At 65.6% G+C, this 16159-nt stretch carries 20 protein-coding genes; 17 read left to right on the forward strand and 3 right to left on the reverse strand.

Annotated elements, in window-relative coordinates; genetic code table 11:
• Positions 1-7 precede the first annotated feature (7 nt).
• The 3 genes from IPK75_07765 (at position 8) to IPK75_07775 (ending at position 2267) form a co-directional block, all read left to right on the forward strand.
• Positions 8-631, forward strand: a complete 624-nt coding sequence (locus IPK75_07765) for a CoA pyrophosphatase (GenBank protein MBK8198251.1) — start codon at positions 8-10, stop codon at positions 629-631.
• A 105-nt stretch (positions 632-736) separates the two neighbouring features.
• Positions 737-1066, forward strand: a complete 330-nt coding sequence (locus IPK75_07770; protein ID MBK8198252.1) for a hypothetical protein — start codon at positions 737-739, stop codon at positions 1064-1066.
• Between the two features lie 46 nt (positions 1067-1112).
• Positions 1113-2267, forward strand: a complete 1155-nt coding sequence (locus IPK75_07775) for a CCA tRNA nucleotidyltransferase (GenBank protein ID MBK8198253.1) — start codon at positions 1113-1115, stop codon at positions 2265-2267.
• Here the strand turns inward: IPK75_07775 and IPK75_07780 are convergent.
• Positions 2251-2748 (reverse strand): tryptophan-rich sensory protein, encoded by a 498-nt coding sequence (locus IPK75_07780; GenBank protein ID MBK8198254.1) that lies wholly within the window; start codon positions 2746-2748, stop codon positions 2251-2253. The two genes, IPK75_07775 and IPK75_07780, sit on opposite strands and share 17 nt — an antisense overlap.
• A 186-nt stretch (positions 2749-2934) precedes the next feature.
• Positions 2935-3831, reverse strand: a complete 897-nt coding sequence (hemF, locus tag IPK75_07785) for an oxygen-dependent coproporphyrinogen oxidase (protein MBK8198255.1) — start codon at positions 3829-3831, stop codon at positions 2935-2937.
• A 131-nt stretch (positions 3832-3962) separates the two neighbouring features.
• On the opposite strand from hemF, the gene petA reads away from it, so the two are divergent.
• From petA to IPK75_07855, 14 genes are all read left to right on the forward strand, one after another.
• Positions 3963-4598, forward strand: coding sequence for a ubiquinol-cytochrome c reductase iron-sulfur subunit (petA, locus tag IPK75_07790; protein MBK8198256.1), 636 nt, complete (start codon positions 3963-3965; stop codon positions 4596-4598).
• A 15-nt stretch (positions 4599-4613) separates the two neighbouring features.
• Positions 4614-6065, forward strand: a complete 1452-nt coding sequence (locus IPK75_07795; protein ID MBK8198257.1) for a cytochrome b N-terminal domain-containing protein — start codon at positions 4614-4616, stop codon at positions 6063-6065.
• A 20-nt stretch (positions 6066-6085) separates the two neighbouring features.
• Entirely contained in the window at positions 6086-7048 is a 963-nt protein-coding gene (locus IPK75_07800) for a cytochrome c1 (protein MBK8198258.1), read from the forward strand.
• Between the two features lie 102 nt (positions 7049-7150).
• Positions 7151-7609, forward strand: a complete 459-nt coding sequence (locus IPK75_07805) for a GNAT family N-acetyltransferase (protein ID MBK8198259.1) — start codon at positions 7151-7153, stop codon at positions 7607-7609.
• Entirely contained in the window at positions 7563-8441 is an 879-nt protein-coding gene (gene mtnP / locus IPK75_07810) for an S-methyl-5'-thioadenosine phosphorylase (GenBank protein ID MBK8198260.1), read from the forward strand. Before IPK75_07805 ends, mtnP begins: the two co-directional genes overlap by 47 nt.
• A gap of 68 nt (positions 8442-8509) precedes the next feature.
• Complete coding sequence (locus IPK75_07815) at positions 8510-9436, forward strand: hypothetical protein (GenBank protein MBK8198261.1); 927 nt, start codon at positions 8510-8512, stop codon at positions 9434-9436.
• A gap of 85 nt (positions 9437-9521) precedes the next feature.
• Entirely contained in the window at positions 9522-9983 is a 462-nt protein-coding gene (locus IPK75_07820; GenBank protein ID MBK8198262.1) for a nuclear transport factor 2 family protein, read from the forward strand.
• Positions 9984-10084: 101 nt separating this feature from the next.
• Complete coding sequence (locus IPK75_07825) at positions 10085-10981, forward strand: ion transporter (GenBank protein ID MBK8198263.1); 897 nt, start codon at positions 10085-10087, stop codon at positions 10979-10981.
• Between the two features lie 98 nt (positions 10982-11079).
• Positions 11080-11787: a TerB family tellurite resistance protein gene (locus tag IPK75_07830; protein ID MBK8198264.1), complete on the forward strand. Its 708-nt coding sequence runs from the start codon at positions 11080-11082 to the stop codon at positions 11785-11787.
• A 170-nt stretch (positions 11788-11957) separates the two neighbouring features.
• A complete protein-coding gene (locus IPK75_07835; protein MBK8198265.1) occupies positions 11958-12155 on the forward strand; it encodes a hypothetical protein in 198 nt (65 codons plus the stop codon).
• Between the two features lie 73 nt (positions 12156-12228).
• Positions 12229-12777, forward strand: a complete 549-nt coding sequence (idi, locus tag IPK75_07840) for an isopentenyl-diphosphate Delta-isomerase (protein MBK8198266.1) — start codon at positions 12229-12231, stop codon at positions 12775-12777.
• 97 nt (positions 12778-12874) lie between these two features.
• On the forward strand, positions 12875-13258 hold the full coding sequence (locus IPK75_07845) for a BlaI/MecI/CopY family transcriptional regulator (GenBank protein ID MBK8198267.1): 384 nt from the start codon (positions 12875-12877) through the stop codon (positions 13256-13258).
• The gene (locus IPK75_07850; GenBank protein ID MBK8198268.1) at positions 13255-14190 is read left to right on the forward strand and encodes a M56 family metallopeptidase; all 936 of its coding nucleotides are present in this window, start codon (positions 13255-13257) and stop codon (positions 14188-14190) included. The genes IPK75_07845 and IPK75_07850 overlap by 4 nt, the downstream gene beginning before the upstream one ends.
• The gene (locus IPK75_07855; GenBank protein MBK8198269.1) at positions 14191-15183 is read left to right on the forward strand and encodes a peptidoglycan DD-metalloendopeptidase family protein; all 993 of its coding nucleotides are present in this window, start codon (positions 14191-14193) and stop codon (positions 15181-15183) included.
• A 72-nt stretch (positions 15184-15255) separates the two neighbouring features.
• On the opposite strand, the gene IPK75_07860 is transcribed toward IPK75_07855, so the two are convergent.
• Positions 15256-16095 (reverse strand): glycosyltransferase family 2 protein, encoded by an 840-nt coding sequence (locus tag IPK75_07860; GenBank protein ID MBK8198270.1) that lies wholly within the window; start codon positions 16093-16095, stop codon positions 15256-15258.
• Positions 16096-16159 lie beyond the last annotated feature (64 nt).

A 16159-nucleotide genomic window follows, 5' to 3' on the forward strand; every position in this document is an offset into this window, starting at 1 on the left:
GGGCACCATGGCGTATTCCGGTCTCGAAGACTTCATTGCACGCGTGCGCGGCCGGCTCGATCCGCCGGCCGGTGACGCGCGCCTGATGGAAGGCGGCGACATGGATTTCCTGACGCCGGAGGAAGTTGCCATCATCCGCCCCGCGGCGGTCCTGTTCGGCGTCATCCCGCGCCGGGAAGGGGCGACCGCGCTGCTGACGCTTCGGCCGAACACGATGGCCGATCATGCCGGACAGGTCGCTTTGCCGGGCGGCAAGGTCGATCCGCTGGACCTCGATGAAGTCGCCGCCGCCCTGCGCGAGGCGCATGAGGAAGTCGGCATCCCGCCGCACGAAGTCGATGTGCTCGGAAAGGGCGCCCCGTATGTGACGGGTACGCGCTATCGCATCACGCCGATCGTCGGACTGCTGCCGCATGACTTCGTGCCGGTGCCGGAGCCCGGCGAAGTCGCCGCCGTGTTCGAGACGCCGCTCGATTTCCTGATGAACACGGCGAACCACCAGACGGGCGAGGCTTTCTATCGCGGCAAGCACCGCACCTATTACGAGATGCCGCACAACGGCTATCGCATCTGGGGCGTAACCGCCGGCATCATCCGCCGGCTTTACCAGACGCTGTACGAAAGCGACTGATCGGTCCGCCCCGCATTCAGGGTTCCTCAAGGCGTCGCAGCCCTTTATGTAGGCCAGAGGGGGCCGATCCAGACGCGCCCGAAACCAGAATAGGAACGCGCTGCCGTGGCCGGTCGCCTGCTCATCGAACTTTTCATCATATCGCTGCCGTTCCTCGTGTTCGGCCTGTTCGTGCTCGCCACGAAATCGGCCGAGGAAGCCGGCGCGCGCAAATGGCCCGTCCAGTTGCTGTTCGCCATCGGCATCGGTCTCGCCACGCTTGCCTGGTTCGTGATGATCGCGCTCGAGCCGCGCGACCGGGGCATGTGCACCGAGCCGGCACGGGTCGAGAACGGCGTCGTTGTGCCTGCGCGCACCTATCCTTGCGAGCACCGGCCGGAAGATGTCGGCATCCCGCGACCGCACCAGACGCCGCCCGCCGATGCCCCCACCTGAGACGCTGCGCGCGGCCTGGCTGAAGGCGCCGTCGACCCGCGCGGTCATGGGCGCGCTTGAGACGGCGCGGCAGGGCGGATCGCGCTTCGTCGGCGGCTGCGTGCGAAATGCCCTGCGCGGCTTGCCTGCGGACGACGTGGACATTGCCTCGCAGCTGACCCCGCCCGAAATCCTCAAGGCGCTGGAAGCCGGCGGCGTGCGGGCCATCCCGACCGGCATCGAACACGGCACCATCACCGCCGTGCATGACGGCGTGCCGGTCGAGATCACCACCCTGCGCCGCGATGTGGAAACCGATGGCCGCCGCGCGGTGGTCGCCTTCACCGAAGACTGGTCGGAGGATGCCGGGCGGCGCGATTTCCGGCTGAACGCCATCTATGCCGGCGCGGATGGCCGGGTCATCGAAGTGATCCCGGGTTCGGTGGACGATGCGGTTGCGGGCCGGGTCATCTTCATCGGCGAGGCAGACCAGCGCCTGCGCGAGGACTACTTGCGCATCCTGCGCTTCTACCGGTTCAATGCCTGGTACGGCGCCGGCATCGACGCCGAGGGGCAGGCCGCGTGCGCGCGCCAGTGCGCCGGGCTTGAACGGATTGCGGCCGAGCGGATCTGGAAAGAACTGAAGCGCCTGCTGACAGCGCCGGACCCGTCCGAGGCCGTTCTGGCCATGGAAGAATCCGGTGTCCTGGGCGCCGTCCTGCCGGGTGCCAGCCCGGCGCTGCTTTCCGGCCTCGTGTCTGCCGAGTCCGGCGCTGGACTCCAGCCCGATGCGCTTCGCCGCCTGATGGCGATGCTGCCGCGCCGGCTTCGGGAAGCCGGCGACGTGTCCGCGCGGCTGAAATTCTCGAATGACGAAGCGGCCCGGCTGGCTGGCTGGGCTGACCCGGCCTTGCCGCATGTCCTGGGGGCGGGGAGCGCGCACCTGCGCGAGGCGCTCTACAGGTTCGGGCCTGCGGCCGTCCTCGACCGGGCGGCGATCGAAGCGGCCGGCGGTGCGGGCGGCGACCTGACAGCGCTCGCCGTCGAGACGGCCGTCTGGTCCCGGCCGAAATTCCCGGTCGGCGGCAGTGACGCGCTGGCGGCCGGACTTGCAGGGCCTGCCATCGGCGCCGCCCTCGGCGCGCTTGAGGAAGCTTGGATCGCATCAGGCTTCAGCCTGACCCGGCGCGCGCTGCTGGACCGGCTCAGGGCGCGGGATTGAATATCCAGATGGCGGCGTTGAGATAGCCGGCGAACGTTACCCAGACGAGGTAAGGCACCTGCAGCAGCGCTGCGCGCGGCGAGTGAATCGCAAAACGCAGCATCATCGTTGCCACCAGCAGCCAGAGCGCGGCGAGCACCCCAAGGGCGACGGCAGGATCGCGGAACCCGAAAAAGAACAGGCTCCAGCACACGTTGGCCGCCAGCATGGTGAAGTAAAGACCCATGGCCGCGCTCGCGCGCTTGAAACTGCCCGCTTCGTGCAGGACCATCAGCGCACCCGCCAGCATCAGCGCAAACAGCAGCGGCCAGATGATCGCAAAGGCGATGTCGGGCGGGTTCAGCGGCGCCTTGCGCAGGCCGGCATACCATGGGTCAGCCCCACCCGGGCTCAAGGCATGCCCTGCCAGCAAGGCACCGAGCGTGCCTGCCGTGACCAAAGCCGCGCCCGGCCAGTCCACCGATCGCCATGTCGTCCCCATCGCCTGAAGATAAGCCTTTTGACGGCCGATCGAAAGCTGCGCCGCCCGACGGGCAGGTCAATCGCGCTGCAGTGACCGGAATTTGGGAAAATTTTCGAACGGTTCCAAGGCGCTGGAGGACCGTCCCGGGCGAGAAAACGGTTTGGACTATCCACACGCCGGTGTGGAGTAGTTATGGATTGCTTTTCACGGCCATTTCACGACCGGAGGCATGCTCGAAAGGATGCTCTCGACATTGCCGCCGGTCTTCAGGCCGAAGGTCGTGCCGCGGTCGTAAAGCAGGTTGAACTCGACATACCGGCCACGCTGGATGAGCTGTTCCTCGCGCTGGGCTTCGCTCCAGGGCTCGTTCATGCGCCGCGCAACCAGCGCCGGGTAAATGCCGGCAAACTGGCGGCCGACTTCCTGCGTGAAGGCAAAATCCTGCTCCCAGTCGCCGGAGTTGAACCGGTCGTAGAATATCCCGCCCGTGCCGCGGGGTTCGTTGCGATGCTCGAGGTGGAAGTACGTCTCGCAATGCGCTTTCAAGTCGGCATGGTCGACGCCCGGATGCGTGTCGCAAGCGGCCTTCATGGCGGCGTGGAAGTCCACCGTATCGGCAAATTCCTGGTTCCGCTGGTAGGCGAGCAGGGGATTGAGGTCGCCGCCGCCGCCGAACCACGAATCACTGGTCACCAGCATGCGCGTGTTCATGTGCGCGGCCGGCACGCGCGGATTGCGCGGGTGGGCGATGAGGGAAATGCCGCTGGCCCAGAACTTTCCGTCCGACTTGTCGGCGCCGGGAATCTGCGCCGCGAAGGCTTCGGAGAACGTGCCGCGGACCAGCGAAAAATGTACGCCGACCTTTTCGAAGACCTTGCCGCGCATGAGGCCCATCCGGCCGCCGCCCAGGTCTTCGCTGCCGTCGCCGCGGACCCAGTCCGTCAGCTCGAATCGACCGGCCGGTCCCTTGTAAAGCGGCGGCGCGGCCGCGTCTTCGAGGGCCTCGAAGCGCCGGCAGATGTCGTCCTGGAGCGCCTTGAACCAGGCGCTCGCCCGGGCCTGATGATCGGCAAGCGCAGCGGTTTTTGAGGTCTTTGTCATCGCCTGACACTGGACCCGGGCCCCGCGGTCTCGCAAGAGGCCTGTTGTCACAGTCGCCGGGGCGCGCTAACGCGCTGGCGCAAGGGGCTGAGGTGCGTGCCGGCGAGCCGCGCCCGCGCCTACTTGCCGCAATGTGCGGGCAAGCCAGCTTTAGTAAGGACAGGCGCAATTCGCCTCGACATCAGGGAACGGAGTCACGCGTGACCGCTGAGACCACTCATACCGAAACGGTCGACGACGACCGCCGCAACTTCATTCATATCGCGACGGGCGCTGTTGCGCTGGGCGGGGCCGGCATGTTCGCCTGGGCCGCGATCGACCAGTGGAACCCTGCCGCCGACACGAAGGCCGCTTCCTCGCTGGAGGTGGATGTCTCGAAGGTGCCGCTCGGCGGCGAGATCCGCGTCCTGATCGGCGGAAAGCCGTTCTTCATCCGCCACCGCACCGAGGCCGAAATCGCCTCTGCCGAATCGGTCAACATCTCGACCCTGCGTGACCCGGCGACCGACGATTCGCGCCTTCGCCCGAAGGCGGACGGCTCGCTGAACCGCACGATGCTGATCACGTCCGGCTCCTGCACCCACCTCGGCTGCGTGCCGGTCGGCCCGTCGCAGGGCAACACCGGCGACTTCGGCGGCTGGTTCTGCCCGTGCCACGGTTCGCACTACGACACCTCGGGCCGTATCCGCAAAGGTCCGGCGCCGAAGAACCTGCCCGTTCCCGATTATCGCTGGGTCTCTGACTCGGTCGTCAACATCTCCCTCTGAGAAGGACACCTTTAAATGAGCGGACATGAATCCTCCTACACCCCGAATTCGGCGTTCGAGCGCTGGCTCGACAAGCGCCTGCCGATCATCCGGTTTGCCAATGACACGGCGATCAATTTCCCGACGCCGAAGAACCTGAACTACTGGTACGTGTTCGGCGGCATCCTCGCCGTCTGCCTTGCCGTCCAGATCATCACCGGCGTCATCCTGGCCATGCACTACGAGGCGAGCGTCGACGGCGCCTTCGCGTCGGTCGAGCGCATCATGCGCGACGTTCCTTACGGCTGGCTGCTGCGCAACATCCACGCCAACGGCGCCTCGATGTTCTTCTTCGCCGTCTACATCCACATGTTCCGCGGCCTCTACTACGGATCATACAAGGCCCCGCGCGAAGTGCTCTGGATCCTCGGCTGCGTGATCTTCCTGCTGATGATCGCCACCGCCTTCCTCGGTTACATGCTGCCCTGGGGCCAGATGTCCTATCACGGCGCCAACGTGATCACCTCGCTGTTCGGTGCGATCCCGCTGGTCGGTGAGAGCCTGCAGACCTGGCTGCTCGGCGGTCCGTCGATCGGCAACCAGACGCTCCAGCGCTTCTTCTCGCTGCACTACCTGCTGCCGTTCATGATCGCGGCGGTCGTCATCCTGCACATCTGGGCGCTTCACGTGCCGGGCAACAACAACCCGACCGGCGTGGAAGTCCAGGACGTCCAGAAAGACACCGTGCCTTTCCATCCGTACTACACGGTGAAGGACGGGTTCGCGATTGCGGTGTTCCTGATCCTCTTCGCCTATTTCGTGTTCTATGCGCCGAACGCGCTGGGCCACGCGGACCAGTCGATCGAGGCCAACCCGCTGGTGACGCCGGCCCACATCGTGCCCGAGTGGTACATGTTGCCGTTCTACGCGATCCTGCGTGCGATCACGTTCGACCTCGGTCCGATCGATGCGAAGCTGCTCGGCGTGATCTTCATGTTCGCTGCCATCGCCATCCTGTTCGTGCTGCCCTGGCTCGACACGTCGAAGGTCAAGTCGATGCGCTACCGCCCGGTGGCCCGCCAGTTCTTCCTCGGGTTTGTCGCGGTCTGCTTCCTGCTCGGCTGGTGCGGCGCAGCCAACCCGGATGATGCGGTGATCAAATCGCTTCAGGGCGAACCGAGCCTCGTGGTCAGCTACACGGCCGACGGCGCGCTCGCGACGTCGACCTACAAGGGCGGCGATGAGGCCTATGAAGCAGCCCGCGCCTTCATGGAAAGCCTGCCCGCCACGGCAGCACCCAGCCTTGAAGCCGTGCCGGCGCCGACGTTCCAGTTCCGGCATCTGTCGCTGATCCTGACCTTCATGTACTTCGGCTACTTCATCATGCTGTTCTTCATCGGCCTCGGCGAGAAGACCAAGCCGCTGCCGGAGTCGATCCACAAATCCGTGCTGCGGGCCCACAAGCCGCAGTCAGTTCCGGCCGAATGAGACTGGAGAGGACAGACTCGATGAAAACCTTCCGCATCCTCGCCATCAGTCTCGCAGGACTCGCCTTCGCGGGCCTCGCCCATGCTGCTGGCGGCGCCAAACACCCGCACGAGCCGGAGGGCGGCTGGCCGTTCGAAGGCGCGACGGGCGAGTACGACCTGGCCTCGGTCCAGCGCGGCTACGCCGTCTACAAGCAGGTTTGCTCCAGTTGCCACTCGATGAAGCTGCTGAGCTACCGCAACCTCGGTGAAAAGGGCGGCCCGTTCTACGATCCTGCCTATCCGAACCCGAATGACAACCCGTTCGTGAAGGCCCTCGCTGCTGAGAACGAGATCGTCAGCCCGACACCGAACGATGCGGGCGAATACGACCTGCGCCCGGCGACGCCTGCGGACCATTTCCGCTCGCCGTTCCCGAACGCCGCAGCGGCTCGCGCGGCGAATGGCGGCGCCCTGCCGCCGGACCTGTCGGTGATCACGAAGGCCCGCCATGGCGGCGCGTCCTACGTCTACAGCCTTCTGACGGGCTATCCGGACTTCGAGATGTACGAAGACCGGATCCTCGAGGAGAACGGCGAGACAGTCTATCAGACCGTCATCGACATGGCGAAGTTCGAGAAGCTCGGCGAAGACATGCCGCATCACGGACCTGCCTACCTGATCCAGCCGGCTGGCCAGTACTACAACCCCTTCATGGCGGGTGACACCAAGCCGAACTATCTTGGCGATCCGCGTCATGCGCCGCCGGGCGGTTTCCTCGCCATGGGTCCGCAACTGACGCCGGGCCGGGTGGAGTACACCGACGGCACCGAGGCAACGGTCGAGCAGATGGCCCACGACGTGGCGCAATTCCTGGCCTGGGCCGGGGATCCGAAGCTGCAGGCCCGCAAGGAAGTCGGCCTCGCCACCATGGTGTATCTCGGCATCCTCGCGATCCTGCTGTGGTTCTCCTACAAGCGCATCTGGCGGAAAGTGGAGCACTAGGCTCTGGCCTCCAGCCTGAAGACCGAAACAGCCATCCGCAGGGCAAGCCCGGCGGATGGCTTTCTCGTTGAGGCGCTGACACGGCAGATCTGGACCGGACGCGTGTCGCCGGAGTCGACCGTTTTCCGCGAGACGCCGGAAACGGTTTCAGCCCAAATCGCAAAAGGCGGCGGGGTAGTACTCATGCGGGGCGAAGAGGCCATCGGGTCTGGCCGCTGGGTTGCCGTACCGGGGCCGGGCGGGCAGGGGCGCTGGATGGAAGTGAAGCGTATCGGCGTGCTGCCGGCATACCAGAAGCATGGGCTCGGCGCGGTCATCCTGGAGGCGCTGGAAGCCCATGGGCGCGAGACCGGCGCAGAGGGGGCTCAACTGGCGGTGCGCGCTGACCAGTCCCGACTCGTGGAATTCTATGCGGGCTTCGGTTATTCGCCTGCAGATGACGTGGAATTGACCACACACAACCCGCTTTCTCCGCCACCTTTCGGGATGCGCAAACTGTTCAAAGGACTGATCCATGACCCTATGGACGATCGGCATCATCGGCGGCTCCGGCCTGTATGACCTCGACGGGATGCAGGACCGGGAAAGCGTCGACGGGCGCACCGCCTGGGGCGAGCCGTCCGGCAAACTGGTGCGCGGGCGCATCGGGGACGTGAAGTTCGTGTTCCTGCCGCGGCACGGGCAGGGACACAGGATCACGCCGACCGACGTGCCCTACCGCGCGAATATCGCGGCGCTGAAGGCGGCGGGCTGCACCGACATCCTCTCGATTTCGGCCTGCGGGTCGCTGCAGGAAAAGTACGCGCCGGGTGATTTCGTGGCCGTGGACCAGTTCATCGACCGCACCTTCGCGCGCGAGAAGACTTTCTTCGGCGTGGGCATGGTGGGGCATGTCTCGATGGCGCAGCCGGTTTGCGCCCGTCTGTCGGCGCTCGCCGGCGATGCGGTCGCAGCCGCAGGCGGCAAGGTGCACCGGAGCGGCACCTATCTCGCAATGGAAGGCCCGCAATTCTCTTCCCTCGCGGAGTCGAGGCTGTACCGTCAATGGGGCTGCGACGTGATCGGGATGACCAACATGCCGGAAGCCAAGCTCGCCCGGGAAGCCGAGCTGCCCTATGCGACGCTGGCGATGGTCACCGACTATGACTGCTGGCGCGCCGAGACCGAGGCCGTGACTGTAACCAACGTGCTCGAAGTCATGCACCAGAACAGCGCGCTCGCGCGCCGCGCGATTGTCGAGCTGGCCGGTACCCTTAACGGAACGCCGCGTACGCCCTCGCCGCAAGGCATTGAATCCTGCCTCGATTTTGCGCTCATCACGGCGCCGGATGCCCGCGATCCTGAATTTCTTGATAAGTTGCGGGTGATTGCAGGCCGTGCCCTCGACGGCTAAGAGTTGCGGGTGCGTCCCTGAACTGGCGCGTACCTTGCTTGCCTCGGCAGGCCTCGGGGGATCTCAGAATGAGCGAAGCACAATTCTATACCTTCCTGACCGGTGGCCTCGGCCTCCTGGTCGCGCTGATGACGCTCGTTTCCTGGCACCTCTGGCGGATGCGCGAGGACGCGCGCGCCGGGCGCCAGTCTGCGCTGGAAGGCATCAGCCACGAGATGCGCATCAACCTGCAGCGGATGGTCAGCGAGCTGTCGCAGGTCGCAGGTAATCCGGCCGTCGGTCCGGACGTGCTGCTGCCGATTAGCCATCCCCAGCTCGACGGTGTCAACCGGGCGCTGATCAATGCCAACCGCAACGGCATCGCCGTGATTGGCGTCACCTATCAGGAACTGGAGGCCCGCAAGCTGTCGCTGCGCGCACAGCTCGCGCAAGGCAATGCGCCGGGCAACGTGCTGGACGACGCGATGGATGCGGCCATCAACGGGATTGCGGCCCTCTATTTCTGGGAAGTGCATCACGGCGCCCTGCCGGCCGAGATCGGCCGGGTGCGCAGCTGGGATGTGCGGGACTGGATGAAAGCCCACGGCTTCAAGGCCGAAGCGTTCCCGGGCATGCACCTGCGCGATGAGGTGGTCGAACGGCTGCGCATGTACGGTCTTGAACTGACGCCGAAGCCGCTGACCCACACTGCGTGGGAGTATTACAACATGCATTACGACCGGCAGGCTGACCGCGATAGCCCGCTTGGCCGCCGGCGCGCGCCGAAGCCCGAACCTGAGCCGGCCGGCGAGACCGAAGAGGCGGACGAGGCGCCGCGCGAGAAGCGCAACCTGTTCGGCTTTGGCCGCAAGGCCGCCAATGACGTGCCGCCGGATGACGTCGAGATTGACCTGCCCGAGGACGAGACCGAGCCGCTTTCCGGTGAAATCGTCGAGGATGACGGCGCGTATGCCGACGAGGCGCCCGCCGAAGGTCCGGAAAAAGTCACCAACTAGGCCGGCTTGCCGCCGGGCGACGCCTTGTGCGCCGGCCCGTTTCAGGTTCTGCCTGACTGCAACAGCCTGAAGGAGTTACCCGCGCATGGTCCGTTCCATTCTTGCCGGCGCCGCTTTCCTGTTCGTTGCGGCCTGCGCCACCGCGCCCGCTGCGCTGACGGACAAGGAGAAGGCGAGCGAAACCGCGGCTATCACCGCCCTGCTGGAAGCCCAGGATGTGGCCTGGAACAAGGGCGATATCGACGGTTTCATGCAAGGCTACTGGCAGTCGCCCGATCTGCGCTTCGCCTCGGGGGGGACTGTCACGCGCGGCTATGACCAGACGGTCGCCCGCTACAAGACCACCTATTCGACGCCGGGCCTGATGGGCACGCTCGAGACAGGCGACCACGAGATCATCGTCCTGTCGCCGGATGCGGCCATCGCGCATGGACACTGGCAGCTGACGCGGGCCGTGGATGCGCCGTCCGGGCTCTACACGCTGGTGCTGCGCAAGATCGACGGCAACTGGCGTATCGTCTCGGACACGACCACGTCGGCCGAGTGATCCGCGTGTAATCGCTGGCCGCCAGAAGGCGGGTTGGCAGGCGCGGCGGCTCAGGGCAAACACCGCGCGTCAAAATGGGATTGCAACAGGGGACCGCTTGAATGGCGCGTGCAACACTGGATTTTGAAACAAGCAATTCGGCGATTGAGGCCTTCCTCGAGCGCCCCGTGATCCGCACCACGATCACGACGCTGATCATCGTCAACGCCATCGTCCTCGGCCTGCTGACCTACCGCGCCTCGTTCTCGCCGGACGTTGTGACGCTGCTCGAATTTCTCGACAACGCCATCACCTGGCTGTTCGTCGCGGAGATCGCGCTGAAGCTTTATGTCTATCGCTGGCAGTTCTTCAAGGAAGGCTGGAGCGTGTTCGACTTCACGGTGGTCGGCGTTTCGCTGATCCCTGGGGCGTCGGCCTTTACGGTGCTGCGGGCGCTCCGGGTGCTGAGGGTTCTCCGGCTCCTGCGCTTCGTGCCGATGATGAAACGCATCACCGAAGCGCTGCTGAAGTCGATCCCCGGGATGGGCGCGATCCTCGCGGTCATCATCCTCGTCATCTATGTCGGGGCCGTGATGGCCACCAACATGTATGGCAACACGGTCAACGCCGAAGTGCACGACATGTTTGGCGCGCTGCCGGATTCGGCGCTCACCCTGTTCCAGCTGATGACCATGGATGGCTGGTCGGAAATCCTCGGCGCCGTCACCGATGACGGCCATCCCTATGCCTGGGTCTTCTTCATTGTCTTCATCTTCATCGGCAGCTTTGCCATCCTGAACCTGTTCATCGCCCTGGTTGTCGAAGCGCTGACCAACGAACAGAAGGCGGCGCTCGAGGAGATCCACGAGCGCGATACGGCGCTCGAAGATACGCTCGAGCAGGTCGAGGATGATCTCGAAGAGGCCGAGACGAACCGGGCCGAGATGATGAAGATGATGCGGGAAATGCACAGCGAGATACAGTCGCTGAAGGCGATGCTGGCCGCGCGCAACGGCTAGGATCCCGGGCTTCACAGTCAGTTGAGCCGGGGTTCACGGCCCTGTGAGCAACGAGCGCTGTCCAAATGCCGTTTCAACCTGCTATAGGTAGCAGGACCATGAGTCTCTGGACCACCCTCCTCAATTCAGGCCGGCGCCTGTTCGACACTGGACCAGTTCCCGACATTGACAGTGCCGGCGCAGACGGGTGTGCGCCTGACCAGAACGATGTCGGTTTCACCGCAGCGGTGGTCGGACTGGGTGCCAAGATGGCGGCGGCCGACGGCCTGGTCAGCGACAGCGAGATCATGGCCTTCGCCCGCGTGTTCCGGGCGCCGCCCGAAGAGGCCGAGAATGTGCGACGTGTGTTCGCACTCGCGCGCCAGACGGTGCGCGGATACGAAGCCTACGCCCGCCGCATCGGACGGCGCTACCGCGACCGGCCTTGCCTGCTCGAAGGCGTGCTGGACGGCCTGTTCCAGATCGCGGGCGCCGACGGCGTGGTCACCGAGGCGGAAATGACCTACCTGCGCACCGTTTCCGAGGCGTTCGGCTTTGACCAGGCCACCTTCCGGCGCATCCGTGCCAGCCATCTCGGGCCGGAGCGCGACGATCCCTATCATATCCTTGGCGTCGCCCATGACGCGGATTTTCCCGATATCCGCACAGCGTATCGCCGCCTGATGGCCGACCATCACCCGGACCGGATCATCCAGATGGGCGCGCCGCGCGAGTTCGAGGATGCCGCCCATTCCAAGGCGGCCGCGATCACAGCTGCCTATGCCCGTATCCGGGCAGAGCGCGGCTTGCTGGTGCGCCAGGAATGATCATTGCGGAAAAGTGATACGCGCGGCGCATGCAACGCGTTGACGCCCTGCCATCATGCGGCCATCTTGATCGCTGATCGTGAGGCTCCATGGACCAGACCCTTCCACCGCCCCGTATGTCAGGCTTGCTGGCGTCACTTCGTGCCGGCCTTGGTTTCTTCATTCAGTTGATGGTCGGCGCAGTGGTGTTGTTCCTCGCCAGCCTTGTCGCAATGATGACGGCGCTTGCGGGTCTTCTGCTCGCCGCCTCGGCGCTGGCGCTGCGCTATTTCGCGGTCAGGCGCCCGGCCCCGGTGCCGGTACGTGTCAATGCGCGCACGGTAACCCTGCAGGCCCGGCGCACGCCGCGCGGCTGGACCGTCGAGTAGTCCTGACGATCACACGCCCGGAATTTGACCCTCAGCCCCGGTCGTCTTACCTCGTGAGCTGGAGGCGGGCGGCGTGAGCGACGAATTTGAACAGGTCATCCTGGTCGACGAAAACGACCTGCGGCTGAGCGACGGCGACAAGTGGCGCATCCATCAGGACGGCCTGCTGCACCGCGCGTTTTCGATTTTCGTGTTCAATCCGCAGGGCGAATGCCTCATCCAGCAAAGGGCTGAGGGGAAGTACCACTCGGCCGGGAAGTGGGCGAATTCCTGCTGCGGGCATCCGCGACCTGGGGAGGTGACGGCTGCTGCTGCGGCGCGCCGGCTGGAAGAGGAGGTCGGACTCAGGGTGCCGCTGACCTTCGGTTTCAAGAGCCGCTACGTGGCGCATCTCGACAATGACATGGTCGAGAACGAGATCCCGCATATCTATTTTGGCCGGACCAGCGCGAAGCCCGCGCTCAATCCCCAAGAAGTCCAGGCCGTGCGCTGGATTTCGCTGGAGGCGCTGTCCGCTGCGGTTCTGGCCGCGCCGGACCACTATGCCGCCTGGCTCCGGCACTACATCTCGGCTCATCCTGCGGAGCTGTCCGAATGGCGTGACCGCTTGCCGGTGATCTAAGCCTCGATGATCGAGGGGCACCCGCCGTTCGTGCGCGTCAGTTGACACCAGTGCGCTACAAATGTAGCGTACCAGTGTTGCTGAAAGCGAGGCGCCCATGTCCCAGCCGAATTCGTCCGAACTCGCCGTCCTGAAACATCTGTGGGCCAGCGGTCCGCAGAGCGCCCGGGAAGTGCACGACGGCGTTGGCCCTGGGCAGGGCTGGAAGGCCTCGACCACGCGCACCGTGATCGCCCGCATGGAAGAAAAGGCCTGGGTCAGCCGCGCCGACGTGCACGGCATCGCGGTCTACACCGCCGTCCTCGACCGCACCGCTACGCTCGGCGGTCTCGTGCGCCATCTCGCCCGCCAGGTGCTCGACATGGACGGCCCTCTGCCCGCCGCGCTGTTCGCGGAGAGCCCGCATCTTTCCGATGCCGAACTGGACGAACTCGACGCCATCATCAACGCCGCCGAAGACCGCGCCGGAGACAAGCCATGAGCGCCGCCGGACTGGTCCTCATCGCCCTCGGCTGGAGCGCCCTCGTCTGGGGCGGCGCCAGCTTCCTCTGCCGGCTGAAGCCGTCGCCTCGCGCCGCGCAGGCCATCTGGCGCGCTGCCGCCGCCCTGCTGTTCGCCCCCTTCCTCGCCGCGCTCGTGGCGCCAGGCCTGCCCGTGTTCGAAGCGGCGCCGTTGCCGGATGTGCCAGTGCTTGAGACGCTGCTTGTCCAGCCCGCGCCGGAAGGGCAGGCGGCAGCGTCTGCTGCGCTGCGCCTGCCAGAACTCGGTGTCGTCCTGATGGCCGCGATCATCACTGGCTGGGCCGTCCGCCTCGGTCTCTGGCTCGTCAGCCAGGTGCGGCTGCAGCGTCTCAAGGCGTGCGCCCTGCGTGTCGACCGGCCCGTCGCGCACTGGGCCGACGCGCTCGACCTCGCGCGCCAGCCGCACGTCTGCATGATCCCGCGCGGCGCCCCGTTCCTCGCAGGCGTCGTCCGGCCTTCGGTCTTCGTGCCCGCCGCGCTCCTTGCCAGTGGCGACGCCTCGCAGGTGCTTGTCCACGAACTCGTCCACCTCAAGCGCGGTGACCTCGTCGCCCGTCCGCTCGAGCGCATCGTCGCCGACGTGTTCTGGTTCTCGCCCTTCGCCTGGCTGATCCGCGAGCGGCTCGACTACTGGCGCGAAGTGGTGGTCGACGAGATCGCGTCCGAATTCACCGGCGACCGGATCGCCTATGCCCGCGCACTCACCCGCGCAGCGCGTCTCGCACGCCCGGCCGTCACGTTGCCGGTCGCTGCACTTGTCCTCAAAAGGGAAGGAAACCTGAAAATGCGCCTCACCGAATTGCTCAATGAAACGCCGCGCCGTCCCCGGCGTCTGGGGCTTGCTGTCGCCGGCGCCCTCGCGCTCGCTGCGCCGCTGGCTTTCGCGCAGTGAATGCTGATCAAGGGCGCGCCGGCCTCGGCTTCGTCCAGCGTCGTCTACGCGCACCCCGTGCTAGACAAGGCGAAGCTCACTTCCACCTTCGGTGCGCGGAACCACCCAATTACGGGCGAGCAGAAGTTCCACAACGGCGTTGATCTGGCAGAAGAGGAAGGCAAGCCCGTCTATGCGCCTGCCGCTGGCACTGTCACGCGCGCCGAGTTCACAGAAGGCTACGGAAATCTCATCGAGATCGCAGCCACCGGCGGCACCACGCTGCGCTTCGGACAGTTGCAGTCGATGAACGTCGCAACCGGCGATGCCGTCACGCCGGGCGAGACGATTGCGGCCCTCGGCCAATCTGGCAAGGCGACCGGTCCGCACCTCCACTTCGAAGTCTGGCGCGCGGGCGCCCCGGTTGATCCGCAGGCGGAAGATGGGCTTGTGCTGGCCGAGACCCTGCGCCTCTCGGCGCCGCCGGCTCCGCTCGCACCGGCGGGCACAGCAGCGCCGGATGCGCCCGCTCCGCGCGCATTGCTGTTTACCGGCGGCCCGTCCTCGCTCGCTGCGCCAGTGGCGCCGAAGGCGGCACCCGCACCGAAGCCCGCCACTGCGCCCGCCGCGCCGGCTTGTGGCAGTCTTTCAGCAGACTTGGCGGAACAGAAGGCGGGCCCGGAATGGGCCGCGCGTCTTGAGGCTTCCCGTGCGGCCAATGCGGCCAATGGCCTTGCACTCGAACCAGACTGGGCGCCTCAGGCCGTCAGTTGGCCACTGCCTGTTTATCCCTCCGCGGCCATGGAGAAAGGCCTGAGTGGCGCGTGCCGCGTGATGTTTGATCTTGGTGCCGACGGAATTCCTGCCAACGCAGTCGCGGATTGTTCGGATCCTGTTTTCAAGTCGTCAGCGGCTGCGCTTCCCGGCGCATCCTTCAAGCCGGTCTTGAATGAAGCCGGTCAAGCCGTCGAAGTGAAAGGCGTGATCTATCCGCTTGAATACTGCATCGAATGAGGCTGCGCTGCTCTGTTTGAGGGCCTGAGACCGGCCGGAGTACTTTTCAGAATGAGTGAGCCGTTCCGGCCATCAGCCTTGATCGTCGCCCGGTCCCTTGTGAACCAGCCAGTAAGCATAGAATCTTGCTAGGCAGGCGAGGGCGACCGCCTTGTCTTGCGGCGGGAGGTCCGACGCGCGGATCTCCTTCGCCACAGTTGCGGCGACCGCCCGGTAGGCATCCGCGTCATGGCGCCAGATTCCGGAGACGCTGGATTTGCGGAAGTATTTTCGCGTCAGGATGTCCGGTTCCCGCACGAACGCGCCAATCGAGGCGAGGCGCACCAGCCAGGGCCAGTCGGCCATGACTTCGCCCCGGCGGCTGCGCTTCAGGCTGCCGATGGTTTCGGCGGCGCTGGCGCGAAACATGCCATGCGCGGGTATCCACCAGTTTTCCGGCATCCTCGCCATGATGGCTGTGCGCGCCCGGGCAGAGGTGACTTGTTCCAGACGGGTGAACGCGGCCGTCTGCGGCGCCTGGTCTTCAAATCTCAGCTCCGCATCACTGAAGGCCAGAACGGCGTCCGGCTGCGAGTCCAGTCGTGCGGCGAGGCGCGCAACATAGTCCGGGAACAGGACATCGTCATGAAATGCAAACAGCATGTATTCGGCCTGCCCGCGTGCATCCTTGAGTATGGCATTCGTGTTGCCTGTCCAGCCGAGGTTGGCTGGCCGGCGGACGAGGGAGAACCGGCTGTCGCGGCGCACATACGCCTCGGCGATTTCGGCAGTTGCATCCGTGGACGCATCATCGGCGATCAGCACGCGCAGGGCAGGATAGGTCTGTGCGGCGAGTGAATCGAGTGTCCGCTGAAGGAATTCCTCGCCATTGTAAGCGGGCGTCATCGCAAGCACGCGGGGCAGGGCGGTCATGCCGCCGCTTTTCCGTGGCAGCGAGGGACGGTCTGCTCCCAGCCTCTTCGTGCATGAATGGCTG

Source organism: Acidobacteriota bacterium (genome assembly GCA_016712445.1).
In the GTDB taxonomy this organism is placed as follows: domain Bacteria; phylum Pseudomonadota; class Alphaproteobacteria; order Caulobacterales; family Hyphomonadaceae; genus Hyphomonas.